A 17712-nucleotide genomic window follows, 5' to 3' on the forward strand; every position below is an offset into this window, starting at 1 on the left:
GTGACGTCCTAGAGCGTCATCTCCTCGTGATCCTGGGCAGCAGGGTTAACCTTGCCCACGATGTAGCCCACTGCGGAGAGTACAGCGAATGCGACGGCCACGGTGATGACCTGGGCACGAGCCGAGGGATCCCACAGCATGAGGATTGTGAGCCCCAGCAGCAGGGCAACGGTCAGCCACGGCAAGAACGGGTAGCCCCACATCCGGACTGTCATCTTGCCGCGGGCCTCGAGAGCCGGGCGCAGCTTGATTTCGGAGAGCACAATCATCACCCAGATCACCAGCAGCGAGCCGCCGACGGCGTTGAACAGGATGCCGATCAGGTTCTCTGGGCCCCACACCTGCAGGGTCACCGAGAGGAATGCGAAGAACAGGGATGCCCACACTGCCGGAATCGGAACCTGCCTGGAGTTCGTTTTCCGGAAGAACGTCGGTGCGTAGCCAGTGCTACTGAAGCTGAACAGCAGGCGGGAGGTGGCGTAGATCTGGGCGTTACATGCCGAGAGCAGGGCCAGGACGATGACGATCTCCATGAGCATCACAGCACCCGGGATGTTCGCCAGCTCCAGCACGCGGGTGAAGGGGGACTCTGCGGCGGTCTCAGCGTCACCCAGGGTGGAGTACGGAAGCAGGGCGGTGATCAGGAAGACCGAGCCCAGGTAGAAGACGGAGATGCGCCAAATGACGGCGCGCACGGCGGAGGCAATGGAAGTGGTGGGGTCCTTGGCCTCGGCTGCGGCGATGGTCACGATCTCGATTCCGCCGAATGCGAAAGCAACAGCGAGCAGGCCGGCAGCCATGCCGGAGATGCCGTTCGGCGCGAAGTCGCTGAAGTGGGACAGCCCAGGGCTCTCGAAACTCGGGAAGAAGCCGAAGAGCAGGCCCAGGCCGATGGCGAGGAAGATAACGATGACCGCGACCTTGATGAACGCGAACCAGTACTCAAACTCGCCGAAGCCGCGCACGGCGGTGAGGTTGACGATGGTGAAGAAGACGACCGCGATCAGGCCAGGAATCCAGCCATCCACGCCGAACCACTTACCCATGATGGCGCCGGCGCCGGTGATCTCGGCGCCCATGACCATCACGAGCATGAAGTAATACAGCCAGCCGAGCGAGAAACCCGCCCAGTTACCGAATGCCAGGCGGCCATAGGTGGCGAACGTGCCGGAGGCCGGGCGTGCGGCCGCGAGCTCGCCCAGCATCTGCATCACGAAGATGACGATGACACCGGCGACGATGTAGGACAAGAGGACAGCAGGGCCGGCCGCTTCGATGCCGACGCCTGTTCCGAGGAACAGGCCAGCGCCGACGGCGGAGCCGAGGCCCATCATGGTGAGGTGTCGGGTTTCAAGCCCCTTGCCGAGGGCGGAGCCGCTCGCTGGGTTTGCCGCTGTGGTGTCGGCAGCCGACTGAGTATTGGGGGAATTCATGTATGAATTAGACCATATTCACGCGCGCGTCAGACAATGAAGTCCACTTCTTTGCCCACTTCCGGGCCCGCGGGGGCGCGCACTGCACCTGTTAAGGGGGAATGCTGACCGTGCCAGGAGATTGCCGGCGGCCACGTGTTCTGGGCCACCGTTAATATAAGTAGCGATGACTACTGAAGATTCCACCCCCAACTTTCCGGCCACCGATTCGGCCAATCTCTCCGATTTTCGTTTCCGTGGGCCCGTTCTGTACCGGGGGACCCCGGACTCGGAGCCGAAGGACTCCACGACCGACCAACGCCTGCTTCAGCCCCAGGACAGCACCGACTGGTTGCACACGGATCCGTGGCGCGTGATGAGGATCCAGGCCGAGTTCGTTGACGGCTTCGGCGCGCTCGCGAAGATCCCGAAGGCGATCACCGTCTTTGGCTCCGCACGCGTCCGGGAAGACCACGAGTACTACAAGCTCGGCCAGCAGATCGGCACGCTGATCGCCCGCAGTGGCTACGCCACGATCACGGGCGGTGGTCCAGGCCTGATGGAGGCCGCGAACCGGGGTGCGGCAGATGCGGGCGGGCTCTCCATCGGCCTGGGCATCGAGCTGCCCCACGAGCAGCGCCTCAACGACTGGGTGCAGCTGGGCATGAACTTCCGCTACTTCTTCGTGCGCAAGACGATGTTCCTGAAGTACTCCCAGGCCTTCATCTGCCTGCCTGGCGGTTTCGGTACCCTCGACGAGCTCTTCGAGGCCCTGGTGATGGTTCAGACTCGGAAGATCCAACGCTTCCCGATCATCCTCGTCGGGACGGAATTCTGGGGTCCGCTGGTGGACTGGATTAAGGAGCGACTCGTCGAGGAGAAGATGATTTCTCCCGAGGACGTCGACCTGATTCACCTCACAGACGACCCCGAGGACGCCATGGAATTTTGCCACCGTGCGCACGATAAGCACACCGAAAGCTTGAAGCGCCGCCGCGAGGACCTCGAACGCGAGCGCGGTCGAATCGAGGAGGAGCTGGAGATGCTCCGCCGGGAGCAGCCCTAGGAGAAACCCCAAGGATGTACTGGATCTTTTCGATCGCCGGCGCGGCACTTGTCGCGGGGCTTCTCGTTTACCTGGTGGGGCGCGTATTCGGCCCGGGGGAGTACACCGGGCCGCGAGCAGACCACCCCGCCGAAAGGCAGGCAGCGGAGTTCCGCGCGAATTGTGAGCTCACCGGGGCGAACCTACGGCAGGTGAAGTTCACCCGCTCCCTCCGCGGGTACGACGCGGCCGAAGTCGACGCCCTGCTCGAGCGGCTCGCCACCCACCTCGGCGACCCAGGCCAGCCGGGCGACTATAAGCAAGCGCCCCCAGCCGCCGGGGATAATAAGGAAGATAAACAAGCAGCAGAAAGGGCATAAACCGTGGCTCCCATTCCCAAGATTCCGCAGGCCGTACCCGAGATCACCTTCGGCGCGCCCGTCGAGGGAACCGAAGTGCTGAATGTGCGCTTCGACGCGGATCGCGAGCCTGCCCGCGGAGTTGAGATCAGCGCGAACGGAGAACCCGTCGAATGGGTCGTGGGGCTGCCTGATGCGCCCACGCGGGCATCTGACTTTTCCGAGCACAGCGACTTTCTCGACGACGGCTGGCGCGCCCGCGGGGCGCAGGTCATCCGCCACATGAACCAGGTCGTCGCAGGCCACCCGGTGCGCTCCAAGCGTCATCTCGTCCAGCTTCACCTGCCCGCCAATATCAAGCCGCGCCAGCTACGCTCCCTCATCATCGGCGCGATCGTGGGCGGCCACGAGTTCGTCACAACGAATGAGAAGCGACCCGGTGCGGTACGCAACCTCCACCTGGCATGGGACAACCCGGCGCACCGCAGCATCGACAATCGCACGAACCTGGGGCTGCGCCGCGCGGTGCGCGACGGCGTGCAGCTGGGTAAGGCAACCTGCCTGTCCCGGGATCTGGCGAACGCCCCCAGCAACGTGAAGTCCCCGGAATGGCTGTCTAAGCGCGCGAAGAAGCTGGTCGGGAACATCCCGGGCGTCAAGGTGAAGGTCCGAGACGCCGAGTGGCTCCGTAACAAGGGCTTCGGCGGCATCATTGCGGTGGGCTCCGGATCTTCCCGGCCGCCGGTCATGGTGGAGATGGTGTGGGATCCCGAAAGCATCGGCCTGCCACAGCGCCGCAGCCCCATCGCCATGGTCGGCAAGGGAGTGACCTTCGATACCGGTGGTATCAGCATCAAGCCCGCCGCTGGGATGGACCTCATGCGCACGGACATGACCGGCGGGGCGAGCGTCATCGCCGCCTTCCGGGCCCTCGCGGAAGGACAGGTGCCGCGCAAGGTCGTCGCGATCGTCCCGATGGCGGAGAACATGGTCTCCGGGGACGCCTACCGGCCGGGAGATGTCGTCGAACACTACGGTGGCATCACCTCCGAGGTGACCAACACCGACGCCGAGGGCCGCATGGTCCTGGCTGACGCGATCAGCTACGTGGCTAAGAAGTACGACCCGAACGCCATCATCTCCATCGCCACGCTCACGGGTGCCGCGAAGCTGGCCCTGGGGCTGCGCACGGGAGCGGTGTTCGCGCCCACCCCGCAGGTAGCGCTGAAGCTCGCGCGCCGGGGCGCCCAGGTCGGTGAGCAGTGGTGGCCGCTGCCGCAGCCGAAGTACCTGGAGCAGGCGGTGGATTCGAAGATCGCGGATGTCCGCCAGGCACCGAAGGGGCCGGGTGCGACCACCGCGGCGATGTTCCTCCGCCGGTTCACCCGCGGGGTCGACCTGATCCACCTGGATATCGCTGGTCCGGGGCGTGCGGAGCAGACCTACGCGGAGGTCTCGCCGGTCGGTACCGGGTTCGGTGCCCGCACGCTTGTACAGTGGTTAGCCAAATAGTTTATAAAAGAAGTTCTTGAGGCTTGAATGAAGGAGCGCGACTGTGCTTTCTGATGTGATTGATCTGCTGGCGGACCCGGTGGACGGAACCGCGCTGTCGGCTGGTGACGCGCAGTGGCGAACCCTCGTGTCCGACTCGGGGCATAGCTACGACATCGCCCGCCAGGGCTACGTGACGCTCGCCGGCGGAGCCGGGCTTCGGTACTCCGGCGATGACGCCGCGATGATTAGCGCCCGCGAAACCTTCCTCACCGGCGGGCACTTCGCGCCCTTCGTCGAGGCCGTCACCCACAAGGTGGAGGACGTGCTGGACGACGCCGGGGTCGCGCCGAGTAGCCACCCAGGGCTGGTAGAGATCGGTGCAGGAACCGGCTACTACCTGAGCCACGCGCTCGACACCATCGAAAACTCCCGCGGCGTGGGCATCGACGTCTCCACCGCGGCGGTCAAGCGCCTGGCTAAGGCCCACTCCCGCATCGGCGCCATTGTCGCGGACGCATGGTCGCGACTTCCTATCCAGGACGAGTCCGTGGACGCTATCATGGTCGTCTTCGCTCCGCGCAACGCTGCCGAGTTCGCCCGGATCCTGAAGCCCGGTGGGGAGGTCGTCGTCCTCACGGCGGACGCCGGTCACCTGCACGAGCTACGCGAGCCACTGGGCATCATCGAGGTTGAGGAGGGCAAGGTCGAGCGCATGATCGAGCAGGCCTCCGGCCACCTCACACCGGTTGGGGAGTCGGAGACCGTGGAGTTCGAGATGACCCTCGACCAGGATTCCATTGCCGCGCAGATCGGCATGAGCCCGTCCGCGCGCCACATTCACTCCAAGGTGCTCGCCGAGCGCATTGAGAACCTGCCGCCGCAGATGAACGTCACCGCGCGCGCGAAGATCACCCGCCTCGCGAAGGCCTAACGCGAGCAGCAGGGGAGAGTCAAAGCCCCCTTGCTGTCGCTGACATTGTTGTTGACGCCTCTCCGCGGCACGCGCGCTCACCAGCGGCCAGCCACGTCAGCGCCCCATAGCAAAGCTAAAGCCCGGGCAGGGAACTCGCGTTCCCGCCCGGGCGTTGGCATTCCTCACGCAGGAAAGCCGTGGCAGATACTCCGAGCTAGTCCAGGTCCAGCAGGTCGTCGATAGCCCCGGCTTCGATGTCCCGATCAGCTTGCGCAGAATCTGCGATGATCTGCTCCTGAGCGGCGGCCGAGTTCAGACCCGCGTGCAGGCGCTGCAGCTGGCGGCCCAGGGTGACCATCGAGACTTCGGTGCGGGCCCCGCCGGTCGCGGTGACCTTAACGTCACTGACCGGTACCGCCGCCGAGATGCTGCTCGTCAGCGTCGCCGCACCTCCGTCGGCGTAGACCTCGCACAGCGGGCCGTCGATGAAGACGGTGAGCACGTCGGCCTCTGGGTCTGCGAGGGACGCGGTGCGCGTGTCCCCGTCACGGGTGACGGACACCGCGTCCTTGGTGCAGGTGATCAGCGCGATCTCCCCGCCGTCCATGTTGCGCACGCTGAGCTCCACCTTTCCTTCGCCTGGAGCAAGCTGTCCGGTCCAGATGAGCCCGAAGTCGGAGAAAGCGTGCACGGCTTGCGGGGCGCCAACGATGTCCTGGTACAGCGACCCGTCCAGCAGGGTGAGGGCGCGCGGCGTGGATAGGCAATTGGCCCAGTCCGCGCCGGTGCTGGCGTCCGGGTGGGCGCCCACCAGGCCAATCAGCGCGGGGGTGTCGCCCGGGATGATGCGGGGGCGGGTCAGGTCGTGGCCGTGGTCCAGGACGCGGAACTCACCCTGGGGGTGGAAAGTGACCTTCCCTGCGGCGGGGGTGTCGATACGTCCGACGAGGTAGCCGGTGACCTCGTCGCCCTCGGCCTTCCAGGTGCCGTCGTCGCGGTAGGTGAGGATGAGGACGTGGTAGTCCTGGCCATCGCCCTGGTCGGTCATCTTGACCAGACGCGGGGCGAACGGGCGGGATGCGGGCAGGGACACGTCGTCGTCGATCTCGACCGCACCGGCCACGCGCCAGCGCTGACGGTCCTCGGAGAGAAGCCAGACGATCTCGGCGTCCTCGTCGTTGACGAGGTTCAGAGCCAGCATGCCCCAGCTATCCTCGCCGAGGGGGACCACACTCGGGGTGACCAGGTCAGCGACCGGGTGGGCGGAATCGTCGACGTCGATGGGGCCCAGGCGGCGCACGCCAGCGGCCACGGCCTTCGGGTCGTCGGAAACTTCGTTGAGGGTGGCGAGGTTGTCGATCTGGGCGCGTTGGATGCGGAAGGTACGCGCGCCACGGCGGCCATTCGCGACCTGGCTGCCCAGCAGTTCTTCGCGCTTGGCGCCCGCGTCGCGTGGCTCGGAGGTGACGAAGATCAGCTCAACGGTCTCCGGGGTGCCGTCTGCGGCGGGGAGGGTGAGGGCGGAACCCGCGAGGACGTCCAGCTCCTCGTCCTCCGGCTTGAGGACGTCGTCGTTGATGTCCCAGTCGTAGGGAATGTGGGACGCGGTGACATGCGCCCACCGCGAGCCGTTGCTGCGCTTCGTGCGGAACTGGTGGAAGACGTGGATCGCGCCATCGGCGAAGACGGCTCCCGCCGGGGCCTCGAGCACACCGCGTTCGGCGGTGATGTGAAGCTCTGGGGCCTGGTGGGGGAGCTCCGCGTCAGTGCCTGCATGCTGCGGGTTGACCGGCGCGGAAGTGTGTTCTGCGGAAGGGTTAGCCATGACCCCGTTTATACCAGCGGATTGCGTGCGAGGCAGGGCGGAGTTCGCCCAGCTAGCGCCTGCCCGGAGGCTGCCGCCGTTGGAAAGAGGGGAGCCGTGGGGGGCGAAGGAGAGGCTAGTGCTTTGTGATGATGGTGGCGCCGGCGCCGACGGGCAGGCGGGCGGCGGTCACGCCGTCCAGGCTCGTGATGTACTCGTCGGCCTCGCGGGCACAGACAGACTGGCGATCGGTGCGCTCCGCGTCGGCGAGGGTGCCGTCCAGCAGCGTGTCCAGCAGGAGGAGGACGCCACCGGAACGAAGAGTGGGGAGGGTGGCTGCCACGGTGGCCTCGATGTCCTCGACCGCGCACTCTGCAATCGCGAGGTCGTAGCTGGTGGAGGCGAGCCGGCCGATGACGTCCAGGGGACGGCTGGGTAGGAAGCGGAAGCCGTTGCTGGCAATGCCGATCTGCTTGAAGGCATTCTTCGCGAGCTGCTGGTGCTGGACCTCAGGCTCGATGCAGGTCAGGTGCGCCTGGGTGGCGCCGGCGGCGTAGAAGCCACGGAAGAGATGGGAACCCAGCAGGCCGCAGGCGGGGGACATGATGATCCCGGTGGGGGTGTGGCCGCCCAGCGCCGCGCGGCCCGCGGTGTTGGCCGCGAGGAACCGGAGGAGTTCTGCGGTCACGGCGTCCGGGACGAGCAGACCGAACTCGCGGGCAGCTTCGGCCGCGGCGGCGAGTGCCTCATCGGCAGGGGTGGTCTGCTCGACGTAGGACTTGATGGCGTTGATGCTGGAATTATTTGCAGAGTTCACGATTGTCGAGACTATGGCACGGGGACTTGATTTGGGTTCAAGACATGCCTGATAGGGCGGGGTTTTTAAGGAAATAGAAACGCTTGTTAATCACTGTGGCCAAAGTGGGGTGGCGGCCAAAGTTCACAGCGTTTCCCCAGTCGGAAACTACCCCGCAGGGAACTCCGCATGACATGCTGAAAAACATGACTCACTCGAACGCCAGCCCCCACCCCCAGGCTGACGGGCAGGTAACGAGCCCTGCCACCACCGCCGCATTTGATGCCGGCGAGGCTGAGATGCCCTCCTGGTCCGAGCTGGTGGCCGAGCACGCTGATCGCGTGTACCGGCTGGCATATCAGCTTTCTGGCAATCAGCAGGATGCCGAGGATCTGACCCAGGAAACCTTTATGCGGGTGTTCCGCAGCCTCAAGCACTACCGTCCTGGCACCTTTGAGGGCTGGCTGCACCGCATCACCACGAACCTCTTCCTGGACATGGTGCGCCACCGATCCAAGATTCGGATGGACGCACTGGAGGAATACCCGGAGTATTGGACCCCGGCCGCCTCCTCGGAGCCCACGCCTGAGGCTGCCTTCGAGCTCAACCACCTCGACCCTGCCTTGGATGCGGCGCTGGCCGACCTGCAGCCGGAGTATCGTGTGGCGCTGGTGCTACGGGATGGTCTGGACATGAGCTACGACGAAATCGCCGTCACTCTTGGCGTGAAGTTGGGGACAGTGCGCTCCCGCATCCACCGCGCTCGTGCGCAGATGAAGGCTAGGCTCGTGGAAAAGCAGGGTGAATTGCACTACGTCGGATCCTAAGGTGGGAGCTATGGAGATCGGTCACTTGGGGCCGGAGGCCATCGCCGCCCTCGTGGATGGGGAACTGAGCCCCCGCGCGGCTGAACGCGCGCGCATTCATCTTGTGAACTGTGCGGACTGCCGCCGTGAGGTGCTGTCCCAGCGCGAGGTTGCCCAGGCGATGCGTACCGCCATGGCGCAGCAGCACGGCCCGGGCCACACGGTTGAGCACGAGGGCCAGGGGCTGCCCGCCGCACTGCTATCGCGGCTGGCGGCGATCCCGGAGGACTCGGTCGATCCCCAGGCGGCTGCGCGAAACGGTCACAACACGCGTGCCGTTGGTGTCGCCGCTGCTGGCGACCGTGGCCGCGCGGGTGCGCGCAGTGGGGGAGATGGCGCCGAGCAGAAGCTGAATTTCGATATCGCTGGTCGGCGATTCCCGCGCACGCTGGCGGCGAAAATCGAGCTGTTCATTCACCAGCTTCGCGACGCCAGGAGGTCTTAAGTCCGCTTGTCCGGTGGGCTAAAGTGGAGGCGTGTTTTCTTCCATCAGTTGGTTCAACATCCTGGTGCTGCTGATCATCGGGCTGATTGTTATCGGCCCGGAGCGGCTGCCGGGAATGATCAAAGATATCCGCGCGGTGGCGTTGGCCTTTCGCAACCTCGTCAACGACGCGCGTCGCCAGCTGGATGAGGACTTCGGCCCTGAATTCAAGGAATTCCAGAAGCCGCTGAGCCAGATCAACGAGTACCGCCGGATGGGGCCGCGCGGGCTGGTAACCAAGGCTCTCTTCGATGGGGACGACGCCTTCTTCAACGACCTGGAGAACACCGGCCGCCAGTTGGCCGACTCGGTGAACTCGGTGACCAATCCGGCCGGGCACACCAGCGCCGAGCGCCCCTCCTCACAAGCCCCGCTGGCCGGCTCCCAGGCAGGGGCGGGGGACCAGGGCGCAGGGAGCGCCTCCACCGCGGCGGCTTCGGCCAGCTCTGTCGGCCAGGGAGCACCGGGCGGCTCCCCGGTGCGCACGCCGAGCCAGCAGCCCCAGCAGACTGCGGCGGGGGAGCCCGCGGCGCCGCCACGGGCAGCCGGGGTGTGGGACGACGTCCTCTAACACCCACTGGGAGCCCTAGCCGGGAGCGCCGTGCACTTTAGTTGCTCCGCCAGGGCACTGTGAGAAAGCGAACCGCCCGCTCGCTGAAGATTCAGCGAGCGGGCGTTAGCCGTTGAGTCCAAAAGCTACTTGCGGGTGACCCCCAGGCCGAGGGACTTGCCGGCCAGGGAGGAACGCCGCAGCGCCAGGTGATCGGCGATCGCGCCGAAGGCCTGAGCTGCCTCAGAGTTCGGCTCTGAGAGGGCGATCGGGTTACCCAGGTCGCCGCCAATGCGCAGGTTCGGATCCAGCGGGATCTGGCCCAGCAGCGGCACCTTCGTACCCGCGATCTGCGACAGGCGATCGGCCACCAGCTGGCCACCACCGGAGCCGAAGATCTCGTTCTTCGAGCCATCCGGCATCTGCATCCAGCTCATGTTCTCGATCACGCCGCCGATGCGCTGGCGGGTCTGCTGCGCGATGGAGCCCGCACGCTCCGCGACCTCCGCGGCAGCCGCCTGCGGAGTCGTCACGATCAGCAGCTCAGCGTTCGGCACCAGTTGCGCGACCGAGATCGCCACGTCGCCGGTTCCCGGTGGCAGGTCGAGCAGCAGGATGTCCAGGTCGCCCCAGAACACGTCGCCGAGGAACTGCTGGATCGCACGGTGCAGCATTGGGCCACGCCACACGACCGGGGAGTTGTCGCCGACAAAGTGGCCGATGGAGATCAGCTTCACGCCGTGCGCCTGCAGTGGCATGATCATCTCGTCGACCTGGTGCGGTCGGTCGGTGCTGCCCATCATGTTCGGGATGGAGTGACCGTAAATATCGGCGTCGATCACACCGACCTTCAGGCCACGGCGCTGCAGGGAGACCGCCAGGTTCACCGTGGTGGAGGACTTGCCCACACCACCCTTGCCGGAGGCCACAGCGTAGACGCGGGTCGTGGAGTCCGGCTGCGCGAACGGGATCACCGGGTCGGCGGCGTCGCCGCGGACGAGCTTGCGCACCTCGCGGCGCTGCTCGTCGCTCATCACGTCGGTGGTGACGGTGACGTTCTCGACGCCGGCCACGCTTTCTGCGGCCTTCCGCGTTTCCTCCGTGAGGTGGGACTTCATCGGGCATCCCGCGATGGTGAGGTAGATCTCGACGGCCACGTCGGCGCCGTCGATCTCGATGGACTTCACCATGCCGAGTTCGGTGATCGAGCGGTTCAGCTCCGGATCCTCGACCTTCGACAATGCGTTGCGAATATCAGATTCTTGAACCATGGGCATCGCCTTAAATCTGCTTCTTTACCTATAAGTGTTTTCGAGGGTCGTGGTCACAGAAACCGACCCTCAAGCCAATAAGCCACTGTACCTTGGGCACGGTCGCTTTATTCAACCTCGGCACCCGTCACGAGGCTCACCGCAGGCCCGCTAGGCCTCCCCACGAGGGGATTCGCTGGCACTTCACGTACCGTCCGCCGACTCGCGCTCGTCTTCGTCGTGGGCACGGTCCTCGAGTTTGTCCTCGATCCGACGCATCAGCTCGGAGAGTTCTTCCAGCTCGCGGCGTAGATAGTCGCGGGTCACTGTTTCGCCCACCGCAATGCGTACGCCCGCCAACTCCCGGGCCAGGAACTCCGTGTCGGCCTTGGTTTCCGCCGCGCGCCGACGATCCTCGTTCAGCGCCAGGCGGTCGCGGTCGTCCTGCCGGTTCTGGGCCAGCAGGATCAGGGGTGCCGCGTAGGCCGCCTGCGTGGAGAAAGCCAGGTTGAGCAGGATGAAGGGATAGGGGTCCCAGTTCCACCACATGCCACCGATGTTGAGGCAGATCCACACCACCACGATCAGGGTCTGCCAGGCGAGGTACTTGCCGGTGCCCAGGAATCGGGCCACCTTCTCCGCGCCTGCGCCGACGGCGTCGCCATTGAAGGAAAACAGCGAGCGACGTGGCCCGGTGACCGGGGTGTCGAGGGCGGGCTGGTTGTAGTTCTTAGGCATCCGCGTCACCTTCCTGCAAGGACGTCTGTGGTTCCTTCTGTGCTTCGTTGCCGACGCGCCAATCCTGGTCGCGCCAATCTTCCGGCAGCAGGGCGTCTAGCAGGTCGTCGACGGCGAGCACCCCGAGCAAGTGGTTCCCTTCGTCGACCACGGGCGCGCAGACCAGGTTGTACGTCGCGAAGAAGCGCGCCGCGGTCTCGTGGCTATCGGCCACGGACAGGGCTGGTAGGTCGAGGTCGAGCAGCTCGCTGACCAGGGTGGCGGGCGGATGGCGCAGCAGCTTCTGCAGGTGCACGCAGCCCAGGTAGTGCCCCGTGGGGGTGGACTGGGGCGGGCGCACCACGAACACCAGGGAACTCAGAGAGCTGGACACATCAGGGTTGCGGGCGTGCGCCAGCGCCTCAGCGACCGTCGCCTGTGGGGTGAGGATGATTGCCTCGGAGGTCATCACGCCACCGACCGTGTCGGCGGAGAAGCTCATCAGGCGGCGCACAGGGGCAGAGTCCTCGGGATCCATGAGGTCGAGGAGAACGTCCGAGGTGCCGGTCGGGAGCTCGGCGAGCGCATCCGCGGCGTCGTCCGGCTCCATCTCCTCCAGAACCTCGGCTGCGCGCTCCACGCCGAGCTGATTGAGGATCGCGATGCGGGAGTCTTCCGGCAGCTCCGCGACGACATCCGCGAGGCGCTCGTTCGGGATCTCCCGGGCGAGCCTGGTTTGCTGTTCTTCTGGCAGGTCGTTCAGCGCGATAGCGATGTCTGCGGCGCGCATTTCCTGGAAGGACGCCAGCAGCTCGGCGTTGTTATCTGCAGGCCCCGTCCCGCTCGCGCTCAGGCCCTGGATGCGCGAAAGCGGGACCACCGCGACCTTCCCCAAGCGGCCCAGGCGGCCGCGCTGGGCGACGGCGACGCGGCTGACTTCCCAGTCCCTGGTGCGGGACTGCTTCAGCTCCACGTCCACGATCTCCAGCGCCTGGCCGTGCAGCTCGGCGTGTTCGGGATCGTCCGTGTGCACCTTGGAGCCCACCAGCTCGTGCTGAATGCTGATCTCGCCGGAGCGGGACTGGAAGGGTTTCAGGTTCACCGAACTGGAGGTCGCCATCACCTCCGAGGGGTTGATGCTGGCCACGCGAAGGATCGGCAGAAAGATCTGGCGCTTATTGGGCAGGGCGATGACCAACCCCAGGACGTGGCTGCGGTGCTGGTAGATCGTGACCACCACGTCCCGCACTCGGCCGATGGAGTCCCCGTAGGGGCCCATCAGCATCATTCCGGCCAGTCGGCCTGCATAAACGCGAGTTTCTGTCATGGAAATCAAGAATACTTGAGTGCCCACGCAGCCACGATGCCCGGCCGGGTGGCAGGCCCGCGATAGGATGAGGAGCATTCCTCGCAGCCAAGCCTTTCGCTGCGGACCCAAAAGCTGTGAAATCCACCCAAGGAGAGCTGCAAGCCGTGTTTTTTCCGCGCAATGCCAATGCTGGGCGCACCCCGAAAAGAAAGCGTGTGGTGGTAGCTGGACTGGCGCTGGCACTTGTGGCACCGCTTTCGTCCTGCGCGGAAAAGGAGCAGATCGTGATCGGGGTGCCGGACGCCGGCACCGGGACCCACGGCGGGCAACGCATGGAGGAAGAGCTGATCGAGCCGCTGGCGCAGGAGTACGTCGAGCAATTCGAGGACATCAGCGAGGACACCCCAGAGGTCTCCACGACGCAGATCTCCGCCGAGCAGAGAATTGACCAGCTGCGCGAGGGCAAGGTCAGCATGACTTTCGGCTGTGTGGGGGAGCTGCTGGACGTTCTCGACCCGGCGAAGGGCCGGGAGCTACGGGAGATGTATGCAGCGGAGGAAGAGCCCGACCGTGTGAAGTGGCGGGACATCACTCACTCCACGATGCTCTCGGCTCTCCCTTCGGAGCTGGCGGCAACCCACCCTGGCGCGGCTGTGATCTGCGAGGACGATACGTTGCCGCAGAACATCGTCGCCCTGTGGGCCAAGCCGCAGCCTGATCGTTATGAATTGCGGGCGGCCAATAACGTCGCCGGCGGGGTGTCCACCGAGAAGCTGCGTGCGACTGCTGCGGGCGAGGACTACGTCCAATAAGCGAGGGCTGGGGAGAGCGGGCGTCCTAGCCGGGCGCACACAACCCAGGGGCTCGCCAAGAAGAGCAGGGGGTGCCTCGTAGCCGGGCGGGCACGCGAAGGGGGCTCGGCGAGAAAACCAGCGGGGGTACAGAGCACTTCTCGACGCAAGAAAAAGCTCCCCCAGCCAGCTGGCTGGGGGAGCAGGGGGCAATCTACCGACTAGTCGGCGAAGGCCTCCTCGAGCAGTGCCTTCTCTTCAAGCTGGTGGACCTTAGCCACACCAGTTGCGGTGGAGGACTGCGGGCGACGGGACACGCGCTTCAGCTGGATACCCGGCAGGTACTCAGGCAGCTCCAGCGCGATGAACGGCCACGGGCCCTGGTTGGCCGGCTCGTCCTGCACCCAGCGGAACTCCGCGTTCGGGTAGTTGGACAGAGCGTCGCGGATGCGGTTGAACGGCAGCGGGTGCAGCATCTCCAGGCGGATGATGGCGACATCGTCGCGGCCATCCTTCTGGCGCTTCTTCTCCAGCTCGTAGTAGATCTTGCCGGAGCACATCAGGACGGTCTTGATGTCCTTGTTCACGCCGTTCTGGTTCGGGTCGTCGATCACCGAGGTGAACTTCTTCGTATCCGTGAAGTCCTCAACAGCGGACACCGCGGCCTTGTTGCGCAGCATCGACTTCGGGGTGAAGACGATCAGCGGGCGGGTCAGGGAGCCCAGCGCGTGGCGACGCAGCAGGTGGAAGTAGTTCGCCGGGGTACTCGGCTGAGCCACGGTCCAGGAACCTTCCGCGGACATCTGCAGGAAGCGCTCGATGCGTGCGGAGGAGTGGTCCGGGCCCTGGCCCTCGTAGCCGTGCGGCAGAAGCATGACCAGGTTGGACTTCTGGCCCCACTTCGCCTCACCGGAGGAGATGTACTCATCGATGACGGTCTGGCCACCGTTGGCGAAGTCACCGAACTGTGCCTCCCACAGGGTCAGCGCGTCGGTGTTACCCACGGAGTAGCCGTACTCGAAGCCCAGGCCCGCGTACTCGGTGAGCGCGGAGTTGTAGGCCTCGAAGCGGCCACCCTTGCCGGTGTCCTCAGCCAGGGACTGCAGTGGGCTGTAGCGGTCGAAGTCCTCGTTGTCGAAGAGGACCGCGTGGCGCTGGGTGAAGGTACCGCGCAGGGAGTCCTCGCCGACGAGGCGGATGAGCTTGCCCTCGGCAGCCAGGGAACCCAGGGCGAGCAGCTCGCCGAAGGCCCAGTCGATGTTGCCGTTCTCGCTCATCTCCTTGCGACGCTTGATGATCGGCTTCACACGGTGGTGGGCGTTGAACCACTCCGGAGTCTCGTAGAACTTGTCGCCGATCTGGCGAACCAGGTCCTTGGAGATGGAGGTGTCCAGGCCGTGCGGCAGCTCCTGAGAGCCGGTGATGCCGGTCTGCTCGGCCGGAGGGGCGCCCTTCTCAGCCTCGCGGACCTGGTTGAACACGGTCTCGAGCTGGTCGTGGAAGTCCTGTGCAGCGCGCTTGGCCTCTTCCTCGGAGATATCGCCGCGGCCGATGAGAGCCTCGGTGTACTGCTCGCGGGAGGTCGGCAGCTCGTTGATGATGTCGTACATCAGCGGCTGGGTCATCGACGGGTCGTCGGCCTCGTTGTGACCGCGACGGCGGTAGGTCACCAGGTCGATGAAGACATCCTTGCCGAAGCGGTTGCGGTAATCGACCGCCAGCTGTGCCACCCAGACGACGGCCTCCGGGTCGTCGCCGTTGACGTGGAAGACCGGGGCGTCGAAGCCCTTGGCAAGGTCGGTGGCGTAGTAGGTCGAACGGCCGGAGTCCGGGGTCGTCGTGAAGCCGATCTGGTTGTTCACGATGACGTGGACGGTACCGCCGACGGAGTAGGCGTTCAGCTTGGAGAGGTTGATCGTCTCCTGGACGATGCCCAGGCCGGTGAAGGCTGCGTCGCCGTGCAGCAGGATCGGCATGACCGAGCCCTTGGCGTCCTCGCCGTGCTTCTCGGTGAGCAGGTCCTGCTTCGCGCGGGAGATGCCCTCCATGACCGGGTTGACTGCCTCCAGGTGGGACGGGTTGGCAGTCAGGGTGACGTCGATCTCGTTGTCGCCGAACATCTGGATGTAGGTGCCCTCGGCACCCAGGTGGTACTTCACGTCACCGGAACCGCCGGCGGAGCCCGGGTCGATGTTGCCCTCGAACTCGGTGAAGATCTGGGAATAAGGCTTGCCCACGATGTTGGCGAGCACGTTCAGGCGGCCGCGGTGGGCCATGCCGATGACAACCTCGTTGAGCTTCGAATCCGCAGCGCGGTCGATAGCGGCATCCATCAGCGGGATCAGGGTCTCCGCGCCCTCCAGGGAGAAGCGCTTCTGGCCGATGTACTTGGTCTGCAGGAAGTTCTCGAAGGCCTCAGCGGAGTTCAGCTTCTGCAGGATGTACTTCTGCTCTGCGGAAGAGTACTTCGGCTGGCCACCCTCGACGTGCTGCTGCAGCCACAGACGCTCGTCCTTGTCCATGACGTGCGCGTACTCGTAGCCGACCTTGCGGGTGTAGGCCTTACGCAGGGTGTCGAGCACCTCGCGCAGGGTCATGGTCTCGCGACCGTTGAAGCCACCGACGTTGAACGTGCGGTCGAAGTCCCACAGGGTCAGGCCGTGGGATTCGATGTTCAGGTCGGAGTGGTCCGGCATTGGCAGGCCCGGCTGGACCCAGTGCAGTGGGTCGATGTCCGCGATGAGGTGGCCGCGGGAGCGGTAGGCCTCGATGAGCTGCGCAACACGGGTGGACTTGTCCACGCCAGTGTTCGGCAGGTCCTGGGACCAGCGGATCGGCGCGTAGGGGACGTGCATGGCCTGGAAGATCTCGTCCCAGAAGCTGTCGTTGATCAGCAGGCGGGACATGGTCCGCAGGAACTCGCCAGACTCCGCACCCTGGATGATGCGGTGGTCGTAGGTCGAGGTGATGGTGACGAGCTTGCCGATGCCCATCTCGCCGAGGCGGTCGACGGAGGTGCCCTGGAACTCGGCCGGGTAATCCATCGCACCAACGCCGATGATCGCGCCCTGGCCGTTGGTCAGACGCGGCACGGAGTGGCGGGTACCGATGCCACCCGGGTTGGTCAGGGAGATGGTCACGCCCTGGAAGTCGTCCATCGTCAGCTTGCCGTCACGGGCACGGGCGACGATGTCCTCGTAGGCGTCGACGAACTCGGAGAAGTTCATCTTCTCCGTCTCCTTGATCGCCGCCACGACCAGGCTACGGCTGCCGTCCTTGTTGTTCATGTCGATCGCCAGGCCCAGGTTGATGTGCTCTGGGGTGACGACGGTCGGCTTGTTGTCGACGACCTTGTAATTCAGGTTCATGTCCGGGTGAGCCTGAACCGCACGGATCAGGGCCCAACCGATGATGTGCGTAAAGCTGATCTTGCCGCCGCCGCGGGCCAGCAGCTGCTGGTTGATGATCGCACGGTTTTCGAACATGAGCTTCGCTGGCATGTCGCGGACCGTGGTTGCGGTCGGGATGCTCAGCGAGGCATCCATGTTCTTAGCGATGGCGCGGGCGGCGCCTCGCAGCACCTGCTCGCCGGCCTCGGGGGCCTCTACGGGCTGCTTCGGCTCCGGCGGGGCGACTCGCTTCGGAATGGCGTCATAAGTTGCGACGACGCGCTCGTCGGCGTCGCCACGCAGGCCACCACGCCGACCGGAAGCGGTGGCGGTGGCGCCTGCGGAGGCGGCAGGGGCGCTCTGGGCGCTCGTAGCGGCACTGTTATCTGCGCCCGCCGAGCTGCCAGCGATCTCGCCGTTCTTCTCGAAGTACTTCCGCCATTCGGGGTCAACCGACTCCGGATCCTTCTTATACTGCTGGTACATCTGATCGACCAGCCATTCGTTCTGACCGAAATTCGCGCTGCTCACAG

15 protein-coding genes are annotated in these 17712 nt (G+C 65.4%); 8 read left to right on the forward strand and 7 right to left on the reverse strand.

Annotation, left to right across the window (positions count from 1 at the left end; genetic code table 11):
* Window positions 1-8 precede the first annotated feature (8 nt).
* Window positions 9-1433 carry an amino acid permease gene (locus tag QP997_RS02780; RefSeq protein WP_284846139.1) on the reverse strand — a complete coding sequence of 475 codons (1425 nt, stop codon included), beginning with the start codon at window positions 1431-1433 and terminating at the stop codon, window positions 9-11.
* A 166-nt stretch (window positions 1434-1599) separates the two neighbouring features.
* On the opposite strand from QP997_RS02780, the gene QP997_RS02785 reads away from it, so the two are divergent.
* From QP997_RS02785 to QP997_RS02800, 4 genes are read left to right on the forward strand one after another with little or no spacing between them, the layout of a single operon-like run.
* Window positions 1600-2478 (forward strand): LOG family protein, encoded by an 879-nt coding sequence (locus QP997_RS02785; protein WP_284846140.1) that lies wholly within the window; start codon window positions 1600-1602, stop codon window positions 2476-2478.
* Window positions 2479-2492: 14 nt separating this feature from the next.
* On the forward strand, window positions 2493-2837 hold the full coding sequence (locus tag QP997_RS02790) for a DivIVA domain-containing protein (protein WP_070760952.1): 345 nt from the start codon (window positions 2493-2495) through the stop codon (window positions 2835-2837).
* A gap of 3 nt (window positions 2838-2840) precedes the next feature.
* A complete protein-coding gene (locus QP997_RS02795) occupies window positions 2841-4328 on the forward strand; it encodes a leucyl aminopeptidase family protein (protein WP_284846141.1) in 1488 nt (495 codons plus the stop codon).
* 43 nt (window positions 4329-4371) lie between these two features.
* Window positions 4372-5241, forward strand: a complete 870-nt coding sequence (locus tag QP997_RS02800) for a methyltransferase domain-containing protein (protein WP_070757441.1) — start codon at window positions 4372-4374, stop codon at window positions 5239-5241.
* A gap of 196 nt (window positions 5242-5437) precedes the next feature.
* On the opposite strand, the gene QP997_RS02805 is transcribed toward QP997_RS02800, so the two are convergent.
* Window positions 5438-7048: a glycoside hydrolase family 32 protein gene (locus tag QP997_RS02805; protein WP_284846142.1), complete on the reverse strand. Its 1611-nt coding sequence runs from the start codon at window positions 7046-7048 to the stop codon at window positions 5438-5440.
* 115 nt (window positions 7049-7163) lie between these two features.
* On the reverse strand, window positions 7164-7844 hold the full coding sequence (locus QP997_RS02810; RefSeq protein WP_284846143.1) for an O-methyltransferase: 681 nt from the start codon (window positions 7842-7844) through the stop codon (window positions 7164-7166).
* 185 nt (window positions 7845-8029) lie between these two features.
* Here QP997_RS02810 and sigE point away from each other — a divergent pair, with 185 nt between their 5' ends.
* From sigE to tatB, 3 genes are read left to right on the forward strand one after another with little or no spacing between them, the layout of a single operon-like run.
* Window positions 8030-8650 (forward strand): RNA polymerase sigma factor SigE, encoded by a 621-nt coding sequence (sigE, locus tag QP997_RS02815; protein WP_148812509.1) that lies wholly within the window; start codon window positions 8030-8032, stop codon window positions 8648-8650.
* Window positions 8651-8660: 10 nt separating this feature from the next.
* The gene (locus QP997_RS02820; protein ID WP_284846144.1) at window positions 8661-9134 is read left to right on the forward strand and encodes an anti-sigma factor family protein; all 474 of its coding nucleotides are present in this window, start codon (window positions 8661-8663) and stop codon (window positions 9132-9134) included.
* A 31-nt stretch (window positions 9135-9165) separates the two neighbouring features.
* Window positions 9166-9744: a Sec-independent protein translocase subunit TatB gene (gene tatB / locus QP997_RS02825; protein ID WP_284846145.1), complete on the forward strand. Its 579-nt coding sequence runs from the start codon at window positions 9166-9168 to the stop codon at window positions 9742-9744.
* A gap of 125 nt (window positions 9745-9869) precedes the next feature.
* Here tatB and QP997_RS02830 read toward each other — a convergent pair whose 3' ends face one another.
* The 3 genes from QP997_RS02830 to QP997_RS02840 form a co-directional block, all read right to left on the reverse strand.
* Entirely contained in the window at window positions 9870-11000 is a 1131-nt protein-coding gene (locus tag QP997_RS02830; protein ID WP_070760936.1) for an Mrp/NBP35 family ATP-binding protein, read from the reverse strand.
* A gap of 177 nt (window positions 11001-11177) precedes the next feature.
* Window positions 11178-11711, reverse strand: coding sequence for a DUF1003 domain-containing protein (locus QP997_RS02835; RefSeq protein ID WP_284846146.1), 534 nt, complete (start codon window positions 11709-11711; stop codon window positions 11178-11180).
* Entirely contained in the window at window positions 11704-13017 is a 1314-nt protein-coding gene (locus QP997_RS02840; protein WP_187441046.1) for a magnesium transporter MgtE N-terminal domain-containing protein, read from the reverse strand. Before QP997_RS02840 ends, QP997_RS02835 begins: the two co-directional genes overlap by 8 nt.
* Before the next feature lie 227 nt (window positions 13018-13244).
* Here QP997_RS02840 and QP997_RS02845 point away from each other — a divergent pair, with 227 nt between their 5' ends.
* The gene (locus tag QP997_RS02845) at window positions 13245-13811 is read left to right on the forward strand and encodes a hypothetical protein (protein ID WP_262369236.1); all 567 of its coding nucleotides are present in this window, start codon (window positions 13245-13247) and stop codon (window positions 13809-13811) included.
* A gap of 200 nt (window positions 13812-14011) precedes the next feature.
* Here the strand turns inward: QP997_RS02845 and QP997_RS02850 are convergent, their stop codons facing one another.
* On the reverse strand, window positions 14012-17710 hold the full coding sequence (locus QP997_RS02850; RefSeq protein ID WP_284846147.1) for a multifunctional oxoglutarate decarboxylase/oxoglutarate dehydrogenase thiamine pyrophosphate-binding subunit/dihydrolipoyllysine-residue succinyltransferase subunit: 3699 nt from the start codon (window positions 17708-17710) through the stop codon (window positions 14012-14014).
* Between the last annotated feature and the right edge of the window lie 2 nt (window positions 17711-17712).

The organism is Corynebacterium sp. MSK039, from assembly GCF_030232315.1.
GTDB lineage: Bacteria > Actinomycetota > Actinomycetes > Mycobacteriales > Mycobacteriaceae > Corynebacterium.